The organism is Halomonas sp. GT (genome assembly GCF_002082565.1).
Classification (GTDB): Bacteria; Pseudomonadota; Gammaproteobacteria; order Pseudomonadales; family Halomonadaceae; genus Vreelandella.
Genome location: NZ_CP020562.1, coordinates 278,903 through 294,901 on the forward strand (window position 1 = coordinate 278,903; position 15,999 = coordinate 294,901).

The 15,999-nt window shown below is 53.8% G+C and carries 16 protein-coding genes and 1 tRNA gene; 12 read left to right on the forward strand and 5 right to left on the reverse strand.

What is annotated here, in order from left to right; all coding sequences use genetic code 11:
* The first annotated feature begins 53 nt into the window (after window positions 1-53).
* Both B6A39_RS01355 and B6A39_RS01360 read left to right on the forward strand, forming a co-directional pair.
* Window positions 54-743 carry a DNA adenine methylase gene (locus B6A39_RS01355; protein ID WP_198036750.1) on the forward strand — a complete coding sequence of 230 codons (690 nt, stop codon included), beginning with the start codon at window positions 54-56 and terminating at the stop codon, window positions 741-743.
* Between the two features lie 142 nt (window positions 744-885).
* Window positions 886-1,497 carry a hypothetical protein gene (locus B6A39_RS01360; protein ID WP_083000594.1) on the forward strand — a complete coding sequence of 204 codons (612 nt, stop codon included), beginning with the start codon at window positions 886-888 and terminating at the stop codon, window positions 1,495-1,497.
* A 165-nt stretch (window positions 1,498-1,662) separates the two neighbouring features.
* On the opposite strand, the gene B6A39_RS01365 is transcribed toward B6A39_RS01360, so the two are convergent.
* From B6A39_RS01365 to ispB, 3 genes are all read right to left on the reverse strand, one after another.
* Window positions 1,663-1,926, reverse strand: a complete 264-nt coding sequence (locus B6A39_RS01365) for a hypothetical protein (protein ID WP_083000597.1) — start codon at window positions 1,924-1,926, stop codon at window positions 1,663-1,665.
* 114 nt (window positions 1,927-2,040) lie between these two features.
* Window positions 2,041-2,117 (reverse strand) — tRNA-Pro (locus tag B6A39_RS01370).
* A 126-nt stretch (window positions 2,118-2,243) separates the two neighbouring features.
* Window positions 2,244-3,248: an octaprenyl diphosphate synthase gene (gene ispB / locus B6A39_RS01375; protein ID WP_083000599.1), complete on the reverse strand. Its 1,005-nt coding sequence runs from the start codon at window positions 3,246-3,248 to the stop codon at window positions 2,244-2,246.
* A gap of 285 nt (window positions 3,249-3,533) precedes the next feature.
* On the opposite strand from ispB, the gene rplU reads away from it, so the two are divergent.
* The 4 genes from rplU (at window position 3,534) to proB (ending at window position 6,690) form a co-directional block, all read left to right on the forward strand.
* Complete coding sequence (rplU, locus tag B6A39_RS01380) at window positions 3,534-3,845, forward strand: 50S ribosomal protein L21 (protein WP_030071396.1); 312 nt, start codon at window positions 3,534-3,536, stop codon at window positions 3,843-3,845.
* Between the two features lie 30 nt (window positions 3,846-3,875).
* A complete protein-coding gene (rpmA, locus tag B6A39_RS01385; protein WP_009097313.1) occupies window positions 3,876-4,133 on the forward strand; it encodes a 50S ribosomal protein L27 in 258 nt (85 codons plus the stop codon).
* A gap of 141 nt (window positions 4,134-4,274) precedes the next feature.
* Window positions 4,275-5,468 (forward strand): Obg family GTPase CgtA, encoded by a 1,194-nt coding sequence (cgtA, locus tag B6A39_RS01390; RefSeq protein WP_083000601.1) that lies wholly within the window; start codon window positions 4,275-4,277, stop codon window positions 5,466-5,468.
* Window positions 5,469-5,529: 61 nt separating this feature from the next.
* Window positions 5,530-6,690 carry a glutamate 5-kinase gene (proB, locus tag B6A39_RS01395; protein WP_232318764.1) on the forward strand — a complete coding sequence of 387 codons (1,161 nt, stop codon included), beginning with the start codon at window positions 5,530-5,532 and terminating at the stop codon, window positions 6,688-6,690.
* Here the strand turns inward: proB and B6A39_RS01400 are convergent.
* Together B6A39_RS01400 and B6A39_RS01405 are read right to left on the reverse strand one after the other, a co-directional pair.
* Window positions 6,687-7,685: a DUF1853 family protein gene (locus B6A39_RS01400; RefSeq protein ID WP_083000604.1), complete on the reverse strand. Its 999-nt coding sequence runs from the start codon at window positions 7,683-7,685 to the stop codon at window positions 6,687-6,689. The two genes, proB and B6A39_RS01400, sit on opposite strands and share 4 nt — an antisense overlap.
* 206 nt (window positions 7,686-7,891) lie before the next feature.
* Complete coding sequence (locus tag B6A39_RS01405; protein WP_083000606.1) at window positions 7,892-8,368, reverse strand: PepSY domain-containing protein; 477 nt, start codon at window positions 8,366-8,368, stop codon at window positions 7,892-7,894.
* Between the two features lie 186 nt (window positions 8,369-8,554).
* Here B6A39_RS01405 and B6A39_RS01410 point away from each other — a divergent pair, with 186 nt between their 5' ends.
* The 6 genes from B6A39_RS01410 to phnD all read left to right on the forward strand — a co-directional run bounded on the left by B6A39_RS01410 (window position 8,555) and on the right by phnD (window position 15,952).
* Window positions 8,555-8,929, forward strand: coding sequence for a PepSY domain-containing protein (locus B6A39_RS01410; RefSeq protein WP_083000609.1), 375 nt, complete (start codon window positions 8,555-8,557; stop codon window positions 8,927-8,929).
* 11 nt (window positions 8,930-8,940) lie between these two features.
* Window positions 8,941-9,615 carry a winged helix-turn-helix domain-containing protein gene (locus B6A39_RS01415; protein ID WP_009723795.1) on the forward strand — a complete coding sequence of 225 codons (675 nt, stop codon included), beginning with the start codon at window positions 8,941-8,943 and terminating at the stop codon, window positions 9,613-9,615.
* Entirely contained in the window at window positions 9,612-10,976 is a 1,365-nt protein-coding gene (locus B6A39_RS01420; protein ID WP_083000611.1) for a sensor histidine kinase, read from the forward strand. Before B6A39_RS01415 ends, B6A39_RS01420 begins: the two co-directional genes overlap by 4 nt.
* 33 nt (window positions 10,977-11,009) lie before the next feature.
* Window positions 11,010-12,929: an alkaline phosphatase D family protein gene (locus B6A39_RS01425; RefSeq protein WP_083000613.1), complete on the forward strand. Its 1,920-nt coding sequence runs from the start codon at window positions 11,010-11,012 to the stop codon at window positions 12,927-12,929.
* Window positions 12,930-13,075: 146 nt separating this feature from the next.
* Entirely contained in the window at window positions 13,076-14,842 is a 1,767-nt protein-coding gene (locus B6A39_RS01430; protein ID WP_083000615.1) for a bifunctional diguanylate cyclase/phosphodiesterase, read from the forward strand.
* Window positions 14,843-14,974: 132 nt separating this feature from the next.
* Window positions 14,975-15,952 (forward strand): phosphate/phosphite/phosphonate ABC transporter substrate-binding protein, encoded by a 978-nt coding sequence (gene phnD, locus B6A39_RS01435; RefSeq protein ID WP_083000618.1) that lies wholly within the window; start codon window positions 14,975-14,977, stop codon window positions 15,950-15,952.
* Window positions 15,953-15,999 lie beyond the last annotated feature (47 nt).

Here is a 15,999-nt window from a genome sequence, read left to right on the forward strand (position 1 = left end):
AAGCGATAAAAGAACTATACCCTAAAACTGTATGTATGAACAGGTATTCAAGGATGATGAATCGACCGATTTTGCCCTGGATGGGCGGCAAGCGACGGGTGGCTAAACAGATCCTGCCACTCTTCAAACCCCACACCGCTTATGTAGAACCTTTCTGTGGTGGGGCGGCTATTTTCTTCATGAAGGAGCCAAGCAAAGTAGAGGTGATCAACGATGCGCATGGCGAGTTGGTGAGCCTCTATCGTGTGGTGAAGCATCACCCAGATGAGCTGGTAAAGCAGTTCCGTTGGGGGCTGGTCAGCAGGGAAGAGTACCTCACGCAAAAAGAGATCGACCCACGCCACCTGACGGATATTCAGCGGGCAGCACGTTTCTTCTATCTGCAGAAGCTAGCGTTCGGTGGCAAAGTCAGCGGTCAGACGTTTGGCACCTCTGCAGTATCACCGCCGCGCATGAACCTGCTGCGCATTGAGGAAGATCTTAGCGATGCCCACCTACGGTTATCCAGGGCGGTGGTCGAGCATTTGGATTGGGCGGAATGCATCCGGCGTTATGATCGGGAAGGCACGCTATTCTATCTCGACCCGCCTTATTGGAGTACTGCTGGATACGGCTGCGACTTCTCGCTGGAAGAGTACTACCGGATGGGGGAGAGGGCAGGGGCAGTTTGTAATCAGCGTCAACGACACGCCAGAGATGCGCGATGCCTTCAAAGGGTTAACCCTGCAAACAACTTTAATTAGGTATACTGTGGGGCAGCAAGCGACCGAGCCACGCGGTGAATTGATCATCACCAACCGCTAAACCTCTAGCCAGCTATCTAACCAACGCCAAGCCGCTCCGAAAGGGGCGGCTTATTCACTGTCTTTTGGATGGAAGCTAAAAATGGTTGAAGTCTTACTTACTTTAATTTCTAGGCTTTTGAACAGAAAGCCAAAGCTCGACGAAGTGATTGAAGCGTTGGGTGTTTATCAAAATGATCGGAGAAAACTATGTTCTCAATTGCGGCTGGAGGATGCTTTTTACAACGCATTCAAAAAGAGAGCATCAGCTAAGCTGATTGAGAAAATAGCTTCTATTAATTGGGGGCCAAGGGAGTCATTGATGATTTTTGGTCAAGCCGGACCTGCCGTCATATGTGATTTCACAACCCACAAAATGGAAATTAAAAGAAGAGTAAAATTGCCAGAGAAATGGCGTATGGTTATAGAGTTTTTAAGCGGTGTTTTATTTCTTTTAGTAGGTGTAACGCTATTTTTTTTGGGTACATACACTTTGTACCTGCTAGTAGGGCACATTTACTTTAATGATATCAAAACGCTCTATGACACAGGGTTAAAAGGATTTGCTCTACTTTTCCAGTCAAGCTTAATGGGTTTCGGCGCGACAATTTTTGGAGCTATGTTCACTCACCTTGGCTGGAGTTTGATCGCCAGCTTAGAAAGCGATACTAAGATCCTCGAGTTAGAGAGGATGCTTAACCAGACTCCAGACTAGATCTTCATTACCCACGCCGCGCCATCGTCACCCCGCCCGCGCGCTAAATGTAGTGGTTTTTATGCACCATTGCGGCAGTCCCTTAAGCCGCGCCACTGCTGGGCGGGAAGGCGGTTCTAAGGCGTGTATTTTTTATGCGTTTTCATGAGCGTTTATGCACTTTATTTAGAGTGGTGGGGAAAAGTGTGAGGCGCGTAGTTCCATAATGGCTTTTCGATGAGCTTCCCAGGTTTGCTCATCCATTAGGTGGTCAATAACGTGGGGCATCTCGGCGTATGTCAGCCAGAGTTCAGTTGTGTCTGTGGGAGTCATGCCTACCTTCGCGCCTTGGTGCTGCAGGCGGATATCAAAAACGATAGTGGGCTCGCCTTTCGGCGTGTAGCGGATTGAGTAGGTGGATCGCGTTATCTTTTGGGGCGCTCTTTTCATTATTCACGTCCCCTTCAAGATTTTAAACTGCTACCTATTTGCTACCTAAAACCGCTACCAACAAAAAACGGCCACTTGCTATATTAGCTAAGTGGCCGTTTTTTCTGGAATTCTTGGTCGGAATAGCAGGATTCGAACCTACGACCTCTGCCTCCCGAAGGCAGCGCTCTACCAAGCTGAGCTATATTCCGAACGTTGTTGCAACAATGTTGCTGAAAGCGTGCTGAGCAGTGCTTAACAACGGAGCGAATCATACGCAGGCGAAGGTTTTTTTTCAAGTCCCTTTTTTCGCGCTGGGTTGCTTTGTTGCGCAGACTTTATGCTTTGCGATCAACCGCTAACCGAGCGATGTTAGCCATGCTATCTCGATAGGGGCTGGGTGGCAGAGCATCGAGTTCGGCCAGGGCTTTATTGGCCATCTCAACGGCCCGTGCGCGAGTGTATTCCAGTGCGCCAGTGGCATTGATGATCTCAAGCACCTCGTCGAGCTGTTCCAGCCCTCCCTTGCGAATCACTTGGCGGATTAGCTTGGCTTGTTCAGGCGTGCCGCGCTCCATAGCATGAATGAGCGGTAGGGTAGGTTTGCCTTCTGCCAGGTCGTCGCCGACATTTTTGCCCATGGCCTCGGCGTCGCCTTGGTAATCCAGCAGGTCGTCGATGAGCTGGAAAGCGAGGCCTAAATAGCGGCCGTAGTACTGCAGGGCGCGCTCTTGCTCAGCGGTGGCGTCGGCAAGCACGGCACCGCTGTGGGAGGCGGCTTCAAACAGCATCGCTGTTTTACCTTGAATGGTTTCAAAGTAATCCGCTTCAGAAATGCTGGGGTTACCGATATTGGTGAGCTGCAGTACTTCGCCTTCGGCAATGACGCAGGTCGCGCCGGATAGAATCGCCATAATGCGCATCGATCCTACGTCCACCATCATTTGAAACGAGCGCGAATAGAGGAAGTCTCCCACCAGTACGGATGGTGCGTTGCCCCAGGCATCGTTGGCGGTTTTTTTGCCACGCCGCATGTGCGATTCATCGACCACATCGTCATGCAGCAACGTGGAGGTGTGCATAAATTCGATCAGCGTGGCCAGAGTGATGTGTTTGTCGCCCTCATAGCCCAGTGACCGGGCAGCCAGCAGCACGAGTAAAGGGCGCAGGCGCTTGCCGCCGCTTTCAATAATATATTGGCCGATGGTTTCTACCAGCGGCACCTTGGAATTCAGCTGCGCGACAATGGTGCGGTTTACGGCGTCAAAGTCATCGGCCACCACGGCGTGCAGCGGTGAAGGCGTTGGGCTGGCAGGCGGGGTTTGAGAGACGTTGGCTGTCATGGGTTCCGTTCATCGCGGGGGTGAGATAATTGGAGCCATGCTATGGGGCTGTCTGTGAGGCGTCAAGGTAGCGATAGACGTTCGTGGTACGGTGTGTGATTGACAAAGCCCCGTAGTCTTGTGGTAAACCACGATAGTCGCTATAATTCGCGACCCACTCATCATGCTCCCTGTCAGATGGCTGCCAAAAGGGGCGCCACTCGCAGCAGGTCGATAAGAGCGGAAGGCGATGAGCGTTGGTTACGCGGGGCGTAATCGGCATTAACGACAAGTCCGGAGAGCGACATGTACGCAGTTATTAAAAGCGGTGGCAAACAGTACCGCGTTCAAGAAGGTCAAACCCTCAAGCTCGAAAAAATCGAAGTCGCTACCGGCGAAACGATTGAGTTTGATGAAGTGCTGTTGGTTGCAGACGGCGATGACGTCAACGTTGGCGCGCCTTTAGTAAGCGGTGCCAAAGTGTCCGCTGAAATCGTTTCCCACGGCCGTGGCGATAAAGTAACGATCATCAAGTTCCGTCGCCGGAAGCATCACATGAAGCGTCAGGGCCACCGTCAGTGGTTCACTGAAGTCAAAATTACCGGAATTTCTGCGTAAGCAGTCGATTCCCTTAAGGAGGATTTTGCAATGGCACATAAAAAGGCAGCCGGCTCCACGCGTAACGGTCGCGATTCCGAGTCCAAACGCTTAGGTGTGAAACTTTTCGGTGGCCAAGCAGCCAGCGCGGGTAGCATCATCGTTCGTCAGCGTGGCACTCGTTTCCACGCTGGCACTGGCGTTGGCCTGGGCCGTGATCACACGCTGTTCGCTTTGAACGACGGCTTCGTGAAGTTCGAGACCAAAGGTCCGAACAACCGTAAATTCGTTAGCATCGTTTCTGCCTAAGCAACACCTGTTGCGCAGAGCGAAGATGACGAAATAAAAGCCCCGCCATGGCGGGGCTTTTTTGTCTTTTCGATCCCTTTTGCCTGTTGTTAATGGGCGGGATATTGCAGTTAGGGCGGCGGAAGCGGCCGGGAGAATCCAATGCAGTTCGTCGATGAAGCCTCGATTATTGTTGAGGCAGGTAAAGGCGGCAATGGCTGTCTGAGCTTTCGCCGCGAGAAATATGTGCCCAAAGGTGGCCCTGATGGTGGCGATGGTGGCCATGGTGGCAGCGTCTACCTGATTGGTGACGACTCGCTGAATACCTTGATTGATTTCAAGTTTCAGCGTTTTTACAAAGCGGAAAACGGCCAGGGCGGTATGGGTCGCCAGATGAGCGGTAAAGCCGGTGAAGACCTGCACGTAAAAGTGCCGGTGGGTACCACGGTTATCGATGAAGATACCCTTGAGGTGATCGCCGATGTCACCGATATCGGCCAGGTGGTGTTAGTGGCTGAAGGTGGTCGTCGTGGTTTGGGCAATATTCACTTTAAATCTTCGACCAACCGTGCGCCACGCCGCACCACGCCGGGTACCGAAGGCGATCGCCGCAACCTGCGCCTGGAAATGAAGGTAATGGCTGATGTCGGCCTGCTGGGCATGCCGAATGCGGGTAAGTCTACGCTGATCCGTTCGGTATCTGCGGCCAAACCCAAAGTGGCAAACTATCCGTTCACTACCCTGGTGCCTAACCTGGGTGTTGTGAAGCTGGGTATGCACGAGCACTTTGTAATGGCCGATGTGCCAGGGCTGATTGAAGGTGCCTCTGATGGCGCGGGCCTGGGGTTACGTTTCTTGAAGCACCTGACCCGTACACGTCTGCTGTTCCACGTGGTGGATGTGGCACCGTTTGACGAGTCTGACCCCGTGGAAGCGGCGCAGGCGATTATTCACGAGCTAGGCCAGTTCTCGCCGGCGCTTTCTGAGCGGCCGCGTTGGCTAGTGCTGAATAAGTTTGATCTGTTGCCGGAAGATGAGCGCGAAGCCCGCGCCCAGGCGATTATCCAAGCGCTGAACTGGGATGGCCCGGTATTCCGCATCTCGGCCATTAGCAGCGACGGCACTGACAAGTTGGTACAGGCGGCGTATCGCTGGCTAACGGAGCAGCAGCGCCTGGAAAATGAAGATGAAGAAGCTCATGCCCGCGAGCAGGAAATGCGTCGCCGCATGGAAGAAGAATCAGTGGCCCGAACGGAAGCGCGCCTTGGCCGTCGCCGTAAGCGTGACGACGACGATGAAAATGACGACGACTTTGATGATGATGATTACGATGTCGAGGTAGAGTACGCCCCGTAACCGATTCGTCGGTCGAGTGGGAAGCATCAGCAGGGTTAACGGAATTAATCGCGTGAGCGGAATGGCTTGGGAGAGTCGCGACGTGGAAAGCAATGAGCAGTTGCCTGGCCGTGAGGCGTTAAGCAGCGCCCGTCGGGTGGTAGTTAAAATTGGTAGCGCGCTGCTCACCAATGATGGTCGAGGCTTAGATGAGCCGGCCATTGGTGGCTGGGTCGACCAGATTGCCATGCTGCATCAGCAGGGCAAAGAAGTTGTGCTGGTATCCTCGGGTGCAGTGGCGGCTGGCATGGTGCGTCTGGGGTGGCAAGCGCGCCCCAGTGCCGTTCATGAGCTGCAGGCGGCCGCAGCGGTAGGCCAGAACGGCCTTACCCAGTGCTACGAGCAGCATTTTGCTCGCCACGGTATGTTAACGGCCCAGATTCTGCTCACCCACGATGACCTTTCCAACCGCAAGCGCTATCTCAACGCGCTGTCAGCGCTACGTACCTTGGTTGAGATGCGCGTGGTGCCGGTCATCAACGAAAACGATACCGTGGTTACCGACGAGATTCGTTTTGGCGATAACGATACGCTTGGCGCGCTGGTGGCTAACCTGTTAGAAGCCGATGCATTGCTGCTGCTTACTGATCAGGAAGGGCTGTTTGACGCCGATCCACGCCACGATCCCAATGCCCAGATGATTGCTGAAGGCCGTGCCGACGATCCGCGCTTAGCCGCTGTCGCTGGCAGTGGAGGTGCTTTGGGGCGCGGTGGTATGAGCACCAAAATTCGTGCTGCACAGTTGGCTGCCCGTTCCGGCGCGGTCACGGTGATTGCGAGTGGCCGCCAGCCGGACGTTATTTCCCGCGTCATGGCAGGTGAGGCACTGGGCACCCTACTGCGCCCAGATCAAGCGCCCATTGCTGCTCGCAAGCGCTGGCTGGCAGGCCAACTGCAGGTGCGTGGCACCTTAGTACTGGATGCTGGGGCTGTGAACGTACTGCGTGGCAAAGGCTCTAGCCTGTTAGCGGTGGGCGTGCGCGAAGTGCAGGGCAGCTTTAAGCGCGGTGATATGGTGCTGTGCGTGGATGAGCAGGGCGCACGCGTGGCCAAAGGGTTAGTCAACTACGGCGCGGATGAAGCCCGTCAGTTAGCGGGCCAGCCGAGCCACCAGATTGAAGCAATTCTGGGTTACGTGGAGGCTCACGAACTGATCCATCGCGATAACTTGGTCGTTGTTTAATCGCGAGTACGGGGCGGTAGTGGTACTTGGCGTGGCCAGTCATCGGGTACGATGACTAGCCGCTCAAACGGCTTTTCCTCAGTGGTTTCTCTTTCCTGCGGGTCGTATAGCATCACTTGCTGCGGCCCGTAGCGATTGATAAGTGGCGTTACGTCTGCCATATAATCCTTGGCAGAGGAAAATGAATTTAATGGCGGCGGGGCTAGCCAGTGAGGCTTCTCAAGCCAAGCCATTTTCAGTGTCTCGCTTCGCTGGGCTGCGAATTGCGGCCAATCCCTTAAATAACACCATTTACCACGTCGATGATCGACCGTCGCACCGCTGGGCGGCGGTAATGTTGTGTGCCAGGGATAAAACAGTACACCTGGCATTGCTAGGCGCTGTGCCAGCGGATAATGGGGTGGTGCATGGCCGAGATCTCTAGGGGATAGCCATTGGGCGATGATCGCTTGCGCGATGGCAGTGCTCGAAATCGGCAACTGATGATGACGAAGATGGCTACATTTCAGTGCCAAGCTATCCAGCCCACCAGGGCCAATCCAGCGGCTTTGACAGGTGGCTTCACCTGGGCCTTCTGGTAGGCCAAGATAGAACTTTATCGCCACTTCCAGGTGGATGGGGTTGGGGTTGTTCCGCGTTCGATAGAGCATATCCAACTCGCCAAGGGTATTGCGCCGCTGGGTAATACGCAGGTTCTTGGCGAGCAGCCGTGTGTTAGGCGCGTTATCTAACATCAGGTGCCACAGCCGCTCATGATAGTGCCCCATGCGCGTCGCCAGCTTGCCATCTAACGCATTCACCAGTGGCGCAAGACTCGCTAACCAGTCATCAGCGGAATCTATTAAGCCAAGCTCCTGGCGTGTTGGCCTGCCTGGGTAGGTAATAGGTCCCGGTAGCTCAATCAAATCAGGCGTGGCTAGCAACCACGCAATATCACGCAATACCGTGTTTTCTAAGCGGTCGCTTACGCCTTCTGCGGTGGTGGGTAGCGTCAAAGGCATCTCCTAGAGGTACACAGTCAATGACTATTGATGATGCGTACCACATTACAACGCGTTGTTAGCAATGTCCCACTGGGTCAATTAAAAAAGTAACTTACGCCGCTTATTAGGCGTATCAAATATTATGAACTGCAAAAAAAGCGGGCCTACGTGGCCCGCATGATGTTTTGCGTTAGTTAATGCTGGATTGTGCTGGCCAGTTAATCGCGGTCAATTTCGCTCACTTGGAAGGAGCCTTGGCGTAGACTGATTTCTATTTCACGGCCATTTTCATCGCGGCCTTCAACATCGATCATGCCGCTTTTATCAATGTCGATATCTTCAAATTCGACCATGCCCTCTTGGCTTGCTACCTCGAGTGCTTGGCGAATGTCATCTTCACTCATGCCCCAGGCACCGGTAATTAGACGCTCACGCTCTTCTTGCAGTGTTTCGCCACTATCGATGGAGAATTCAATGTCAGCGTACCATTCGTCGTCAAGCCAGCCTTCCACCTCGGCACGGCCGCGGCTTTTAATGCTGATTTCTTCGTAATGGGTAAACCCATAGTCAGTGGCATGGGTTAGTACACTATCAATCTGATCAACGGGTAATGTATCAGCTTGCACGCTGCCTGCAGCCGCAGTGAGCAGCAAAGCGGAGGTCGGGATCAGCAGCATTTTTTTCATAGCGTTCATGTCAAATTCCTTCTTGGTTTCCTGAATGACTTGGTTTGTTAAATGACTTGGTCTGTTGAATGAGACAGCATTCGTCATAAGGCAAAACAGTTATAACACCGCGGTTCTTTCCGTAAGCTGACAAAGCCATTCATCTAACGTTCATGTTGCTTTTGGCATTCTAGTACGATGAATAAGATGCCCCTCATGCTAACCCTTTTACGTTATTGGCAGCGTCTGCCACGCATGCGCTTGCGCAAGGCGCTGCCTGTAAACGTTGTTGTCGCGGTGTTTGCCATTGCGCTGGCCGGTAGTGCCATTGGCGACCAGCACTGGGAAGCGTTGCACAGTGAAGTGCGGCGGGGCGACGTCGTGCCTTTAGAGTCCATTCTTGACTGGTTGGAAGCTAATTATATCGGCGAGGTAATAGAAGTAGAGATAGAGCGTGAGGATGGCCACGTGGAGTATGAGATCAAGCTGCTGGGTGCTCAGAATCAAGTGGTGGAGTTTGAGTTTGATGGCCATAGCGGGCAGTTAATGAAAATAGAAGGTGTGCGCATTAATGAGATGCGCCGCCAATAAGGTAGCTATTCATGAAGTGTTTACTGGTAGAGGATGACCAGGCGCTCGCCCGCGAGCTTATTCAAGCGCTACGGGAGGGCGACTGGCTGGTAGAGCATGCGGAAAATGGTCAGGAAGCAGATTTTCTAGTGCGTACGGAAGCCTATGACACGGTTATCCTTGATGTGGGCCTACCCGATGGTGAAGGCACCCGCTGGCTCTCTGCGTGGCGAGAAGACGGTATTGATCTGCCAGTACTGATTTTAACGGCACGCGAGCGCTGGGCTGATAAAGCAGCGGGCTTTACTGCAGGGGCTGATGACTATGTAACGAAACCCTTTGAACCTGCCGAGGTTATGTTCCGGCTGCGTGCTCTGGTGCGCCGTAGTCATGGTCATGCTCATCCCGTCCTGAAGGTAGGTGAGTTAAGCCTGGATACTCATACCCAGCATGTCACGTTGGCGGGCAGGCCGGTTAGCATAACTGCCCAGGAAACGCGTCTGCTCAGCTACTTAATGCATGCTGCCCCCCGCGTGGTTAGCCGCAGCGAACTTTCTGAGCATGTTTATGACCGTGACCATGAGCCCGACTCTAACGTGATTGACGTTCAAGTGAGCCGGTTGCGGCGTAAGTTAGGCGCGTGGCGGATTGCCACGCTGCGTGGCCAGGGATATCGCTTACTTGCTGAAGAGCCCTCCGACGCATGAGGCCAGCGATTACCCGCTGGGCGCAGCGTTGGTCGACCCGTTCGATTACGTTGCGTCTTCTACTGGCAGCACTGTTAATGGTGTTGCTAGCGTTGCCAATAGCGGGTTGGCTGCTCACCCACCATTATCGTACGTCAGCAATTCATGCCTTTGATGAACGCTTGGAGACAACGCTTAATGTGATCATTGCGGGTGTTACCTTTGACCCTATCGGCCAGCAGATAAGTTATGATCGATCACTGGGTGACCCGCGTTTCGATCAGGTTTATTCCGGCTGGTATTGGCAAATTACCGACCATGATCACCTTACGACAACGTCGCGCTCGCTGTGGGATCAGCGCCTACCGGTTATCGATAACAAAAACGTATCGGCTCGCACGATGAGCGGCCCGCGAGGCCAGCAGTTGCGCATTGTTGAGCGAGACATTTACCTTGCCCCGTTGGAAACACCGCTGCATGTTAGCGTGGCTGCCCGAGATGATGCGCTGCGAGAAGATATCCAGCAGTTTCAACAAGCATTATGGCTGGGGCTGGTAGGCTTGGGTGCGCTGCTGTTAGGGGTGCTGGCGCTGCAAGTGCGCTGGGGGCTGGCACCACTGCGACGCATGAATGCCAATCTCCGGGACGTTGAGCAAGGACAGGCTGAGCAGCTCGACACCCGCCTGCCAGATGAACTGGCCATGCTAGCAGAGTCAATGAATGCCGTGCTTGCCCGTGACCAGCGATTAATTGAGCGAGGTCGCCATACCGCAGGCAATCTTGCCCATGCGTTAAAAACTCCGCTGAGTGTTATGCGGCTACTGGTTAAGCAATTGCCTAACGAAAGCCGTGCTCATTGGGAGGTTGAGCTTTCGCGCATCGACAACGCGGTGCGCCACCACTTAGCGCGGGCGTCTGCTGCTGGCGAAGGTGCTCGCTTCGCCCCCATTGCCGTGCAGGATACACTGGCGGCGCTGATTGCTGGGCTTACGCGTTTGGCGCAGCGTCGTCATATTAGCCTCCAGCAAAACGTAGACAGCCGAGCGCGCGTCCATATGGATGGGCAGGATCTTCAAGAAATCGTCGGCAACCTGTTGGATAACGCACTTCGCTGGGCGACAGCCGAAGTAAACATTAGCTTGCAAGCCGATGGCCAACGGCTGTTGCTGCGAGTGAGCGATGATGGCCCAGGTATGTCTGCACAGGAGTGCCAAGCCGCCGTGCAGCGAGGAAAGCGTCTAGATGAACAGCGTTCTGGGAGTGGGCTTGGTTTAGCCATCGTGACGGATCTTGTCGCGCTTTATCAGGGCCATATGCACCTGCAGCGTGCCCAGGCGGGTGGATTAGAAGTGATTGTTGAGCTGCCTGTGGTTGCTGGATAGTCACAATGCATGACCTAACCAAGAGACGGTGACATGACGCAAATCGCCAAGACATTGCCGGACGTACTGGTGGGGCCTCTGCTGCGCCGCCTTTCGCCTTCGCGCCTAGTTCTGTGGCTAGTCGCGACCCGGCCGCTAACAATGCAACTGGTGCTTCACCCTGAGCAAATGGAAGTCCAGACGCATCCACTGGATAAGTCGCATCAATGTGTGGCGATTGGCCAACACGCCTATATCCATTTTATTGACCTGGGCTTGCCGACCGCGCTGCCCACCGATGAACGAATTGCCTACGATCTGCAGGTGCAGGGTACGCAGGGAGAATGGCAACGCCTGCCGGATTGGGCGCCCTGGTTATGTCATGAGGGTGAGACGTACCCAGGTTTTGTGCTGGCCTCTCGGCATCACCGGTTGATGCACGGCTCGTGCCGGAAACCTCATCACAACAGCGCCGATGGTTTGGTACGAGCAGATACATGGTTAGCCGAACGCCAATCAACCCCGGAAGAGTGGCCAGCCTGGCTGCTGATGACCGGAGATCAAGTCTATATTGATGACGTTGCCGGCCCGATGCTGCGCGCCGTACACGCACTGATTGAGCGTTTGGGGTTAGTAGATGAGCGGTTGGAAGGCGCCACGGTAAATGACAGCCAAGCGCTTTACGTCGCCCCCGAAAGCTATTATCACCGTGAAGCGTTGCTACCGGACGTGACCAGCAACGCTGCGCTGCGTGAGCGTTTCTTTGGCGGCGTTAAAAAGCCCGTATTTACCTCTGCAAATGCGCAAAATCACTTAGTGACACTGGCAGAAATGCTCGCCATGTACTGCTTGGTATGGTCCCCAACGCCCTGGCAACTCATTGCCGTTGAACCGCCAGAGCTGGGTGACAAAGAAACTGATGTCTACCAGCAAGAGCAGGCGGTGATTGATGACTTTGTTGCTGGGCTGCCCCAGTGCGCACGGCTAATGGCCCACGTTCCCAGCCTGATGATCTTTGATGATCACGATGTCACCGACGACTGGAACTTGACCGCAGACTGGGAGCGCTGTGCCTACGGTCATCCGTTTTCAAAGCGTATTATCGGCAATGCGTTAGTGGCTTATTTATTGTGTCAAGGATGGGGCAATGCACCGGATAAGCTTAATCCGCTGTTGCTTCAAGCCTCGATACTCTTTGAAGGGGATGGCCCGCTTAACGCGAGCGCCCAGGATAATTTCATAGAGCGATTACTGCGCTTTCAGGGCTGGGAGTACCAGGTGCCTGGCACGCCTGCCCTAATCGTGCTGGATACGCGCACCCGCCGTTGGCGCAGCGAGCGGAACCCTAACCGTCCTTCAGGCTTAATGGACTGGGAAGCGCTGATGGAAATGCAGCAGGCGCTATTGGGTGCTAAAAGCGCCGTTATCGTCTCCCCAGCCCCGATGTTCGGGGTCAAGCTGATAGAGATCATTCAAAAGCTGTTTACCCTGGCGGGCAAGCCGTTAGTGGTGGACGCTGAAAATTGGATGGCACATCGCGGGGCTGCCAATGTGCTACTGCATATTTGGCGGCACTCAAAAACGCCAGGTAACTACGTGATTTTATCTGGCGACGTCCACTATTCATTTGCCTACGACATTGTTGTACGTCGGCAAAAGCAGGCACCACACCTTTGGCAAATTACCTCCAGTGGGATCAAAAATACGTTCCCCAAACAGCTGCTGAATACCTTTGACCGCTTGAACCGTTGGCTCTATGCGCCATTATCACCGCTCAACTGGTTCACCAAGCGCCGCAAGCTGAGCATTCACCCCCGCGACCCGGACCGGGCCAGCGCCGGAGAGCGTCTATGGAATGCCAGTGGGATTGGGCTGGTAAGCCTGGATGAGCAGGGCCACCCGACAGATATTCGCCAGCTAGATGTCGATGGCGGCGATGTCGTGTTTCCGCCCCCCGAACTCTCTCGTTCTTAGTCGGCTGCTGCTAATTGCCTTGTCATACAAACGACATGGAAATGTCGCACGATTGCTGCCCGAATGCTTTCCTGATGGAATTTTAAAAATCAGATGGAGCTATAAGCATCAAAGGAACAGGCGACGCTTGATAGGGCAGCAGGTATATGACCGCACAAGAAGCGCAGTGGTTGAACCGGATTATCGCAACAGAAGAGCTCCATGTGCTGTTTCAGCCTATTGTGGATGCCAATCAGCAGGCTATTTATGGCTATGAAGCCCTTATTCGTGGTCCTAAAACATCGCCACTGCACTCGCCATTACGCCTGTTTGAGGTAGCCACTCAGGCCGGGTTGTTAGTCGATCTTGATTTACTGTGTCGACGACTAGCGATTCAGCGCTTTGCAGAACTTGAACTGCCCGGATTGCTGTTTCTGAACGTGATGCCGCTGACGATTGTTGAGCGAGACTTTCGTGAAGGCTTAACGTTGAGTTTCATCCAAGAAAGCGGCCTGCCCGCCGAGCGGGTGGTGATTGAACTCACTGAGCATGTGCCTATTCACGACTACGACCTAATGCGCCAAGCAGTGGCCCACTATCGAGACATGGGCTTTCAAGTAGCCTTAGATGACTTAGGGGCTGGCCACTCCAGCTTGCGGCATTGGTCTGAACTCCGTCCTGATTTCGTCAAGCTCGACCGTCACTTTATTTCTGGCATTGATCAAGAGCCAGCTAAGCGTGAGTTTTTACGCTCGATTCTCGATGTGGCGCGCAGCTTAGACTGCCAGCTGATTGCTGAGGGAGTTGAGACCGCCGCCGAGCACCTTTGTTTGTGGGAATTAGACCGCGGGCTGGCGTTGTTACAGGGGTTTTATTTTGCACGACCAAGCCTTCATCCGCCCTTGCAGCTACATATGCTGTTGCCTGCCACGACACAGCTAAAAAGCCCGGCGGGGCGCACCGCCCACTCTATTTTGCGTTCAATAAGTACCGTGACTCCGGCGTGCTCTGTGCCAGAACTTGCCGAACGTTTTCGTGACATGACAAGCCTACGCTGTGTTGCGGTGGTAGATGAAGGCGTGCCTATCGCTGTGGTGCGCCGCAATGCGTTTTTAACTCTGTTTACCAACCCCTACAGCCATGCGCTGTATGCTAAGCGTCGCGTGCTGGAGATTGCAGATCCTAAAATGTTAGTGGCCGAGGCAGATTTGTCTCTGGAGGCGCTGAGCCAGCAACTAACCGATAGCCGCGATATCGAACAGGAAGATTTCGTGATTGTAGATAGTCACGGCCACTATCTGGGGATGGGCAATATTGTTGACCTATTACGAGAGATTACCGCCATCCAGGTACGCCAAGCTCGCCATGCCAACCCGCTTACCGGTTTGCCGGGTAATATTCTAATCAACGAAACGCTGGTCGCTTATCTCGATCAGCGCGAAGGATTCGCGGCCGCCTACGTCGACTTAGATAATTTCAAAGCATTTAACGATGCCTATGGCTATGCACGCGGAGACCACGTGATTATTTCTCTGTCACGGTTGCTTCAGGCGCAGGTAGAAAGTGCTGGCGGGTTTATCGGTCATATTGGTGGCGATGACTTTATGATGCTGCTTCCCTTAGAGCAATGGGAGGGCGTCTGCCAGCAAATATTGCACTCTTTTGAAGTGCTGGCGCCCGGTTTTTATGAAGATGCAGACCGTCAGCAGGGGGGGATCCATATAGAAAACCGCCAGGGAGCGGTGGCTTTTATTCCCTTTGTGAGCGTTTCTATTGCCGTTAAGCCTGTTACCGATACCGCCAGATGCAAGGCGCTAGATATTGCCGCCCAACTTTCCGAGTTAAAGCGCCAAGCAAAAAAAATAGCGGGTAACAGTTTGTTCGTCGAGCGCCGAGGATGCTGTGTGGCCCCAGCGGGAAATAGGCGACGCTGAATTTTCAATTATTGAGTCTTCAATCACAGGGCTGTCATTGAGAGGTCACTGTCTTGTCATTTTAGTGTCCCTTCGCTGTCATGGTTGGGCATCACCATAGCGGCATTATTAAACAACCCGCTTAGGTGATGTATGCAACCCCTCTGTCTGTCTCAATCGTTTACTCGTACGTTGATTAGCGCTGCTGTGGTGAGTGCGTTTTCACTGGCAGCCGTTAGCGCCTCCGCTGACCTCTCATCGCGCTATGTTGATAATGACGGTGACATGGTAGCGGATGTGCCCAGTGACGAGTCTCAGTGGGTTGACCCGGACACGTTGGTGTTTGCCTACACGCCGGTTGAAGATCCCGCCGTATACGCTGATGTTTGGGCTGATTTTCTCGAACACCTAAGCGATGCCACCGGCAAGCGGGTGCAGTTCTTCCCAGTTCAGTCCAACGCGGCTCAGCAGGAAGCACTGCGTGCAGGTCGCCTGCATGTGGCTGGCTTTAATACGGGCGGCGTCCCGGTTGCCGTTAACTGTGGTGGTTTCCGCCCCTTTGCCATGATGGCCGCTGACGATGGCAGCTTTGGTTATGAGATGGAGATCATTACTTATCCCGGCAGCGGCATTGAATCGGTTGAAGATTTGGCAGATAGACAACTGGCATTCACCTCTGAAACGTCTAACTCTGGTTTCCGCGCGCCTTCTGCGCTACTGCGTTCTGAGTATGGTCTAGAGGCTGGTGAGGATTTCGAAACCGCGTTCTCCGGTTCCCACGACAACTCCATTTTAGGGGTGGTAAACAAAGACTACGAAGCTGCCGCCATTGCTAACTCTGTTGGTACGCGGATGATTTCTCGTGGCGTTGTTAACGAAGGTGATTACGAGATTATCTACACCTCAGAAACGTTTCCCACCACCGCCTATGGGCTGGCCAATAACTTGAACCCTGAACTGGCCGAGAAAATTCAAGATGCCTTCTTCAGTTATGACTGGGAAGGCACCGCTCTTGAAGCCGAGTTTACTAATTCCGGCGAAGCGCAGTTTATCCCGATTACCTACCAGGAAAACTGGTCGGTCATTCGCACCATCGCCGATGCCAATGGTGTGACCTACGACTGCGATTAATACGCTGGCAGTTTTGAAATCCTATCGGCCAGGAAGGCAACTTTCTG

Coding starts and splice junctions, on each gene's coding strand:
- B6A39_RS01355 (WP_198036750.1), top strand. CDS start 54: ATGATGAATCGACCGATTTTGCCCTGGATGGGCGGCAAGCGACGGGTG.
- B6A39_RS01360 (WP_083000594.1), top strand. CDS start 886: ATGGTTGAAGTCTTACTTACTTTAATTTCTAGGCTTTTGAACAGAAAG.
- B6A39_RS01365 (WP_083000597.1), bottom strand. CDS start 1,926: ATGAAAAGAGCGCCCCAAAAGATAACGCGATCCACCTACTCAATCCGC.
- ispB (WP_083000599.1), bottom strand. CDS start 3,248: ATGACAGCCAACGTCTCTCAAACCCCGCCTGCCAGCCCAACGCCTTCA.
- rplU (WP_030071396.1), top strand. CDS start 3,534: ATGTACGCAGTTATTAAAAGCGGTGGCAAACAGTACCGCGTTCAAGAA.
- rpmA (WP_009097313.1), top strand. CDS start 3,876: ATGGCACATAAAAAGGCAGCCGGCTCCACGCGTAACGGTCGCGATTCC.
- cgtA (WP_083000601.1), top strand. CDS start 4,275: ATGCAGTTCGTCGATGAAGCCTCGATTATTGTTGAGGCAGGTAAAGGC.
- proB (WP_232318764.1), top strand. CDS start 5,530: ATGGCTTGGGAGAGTCGCGACGTGGAAAGCAATGAGCAGTTGCCTGGC.
- B6A39_RS01405 (WP_083000606.1), bottom strand. CDS start 8,368: ATGAACGCTATGAAAAAAATGCTGCTGATCCCGACCTCCGCTTTGCTG.
- B6A39_RS01410 (WP_083000609.1), top strand. CDS start 8,555: ATGCTAACCCTTTTACGTTATTGGCAGCGTCTGCCACGCATGCGCTTG.
- B6A39_RS01415 (WP_009723795.1), top strand. CDS start 8,941: ATGAAGTGTTTACTGGTAGAGGATGACCAGGCGCTCGCCCGCGAGCTT.
- B6A39_RS01420 (WP_083000611.1), top strand. CDS start 9,612: ATGAGGCCAGCGATTACCCGCTGGGCGCAGCGTTGGTCGACCCGTTCG.
- B6A39_RS01425 (WP_083000613.1), top strand. CDS start 11,010: ATGACGCAAATCGCCAAGACATTGCCGGACGTACTGGTGGGGCCTCTG.
- B6A39_RS01430 (WP_083000615.1), top strand. CDS start 13,076: ATGACCGCACAAGAAGCGCAGTGGTTGAACCGGATTATCGCAACAGAA.
- phnD (WP_083000618.1), top strand. CDS start 14,975: ATGCAACCCCTCTGTCTGTCTCAATCGTTTACTCGTACGTTGATTAGC.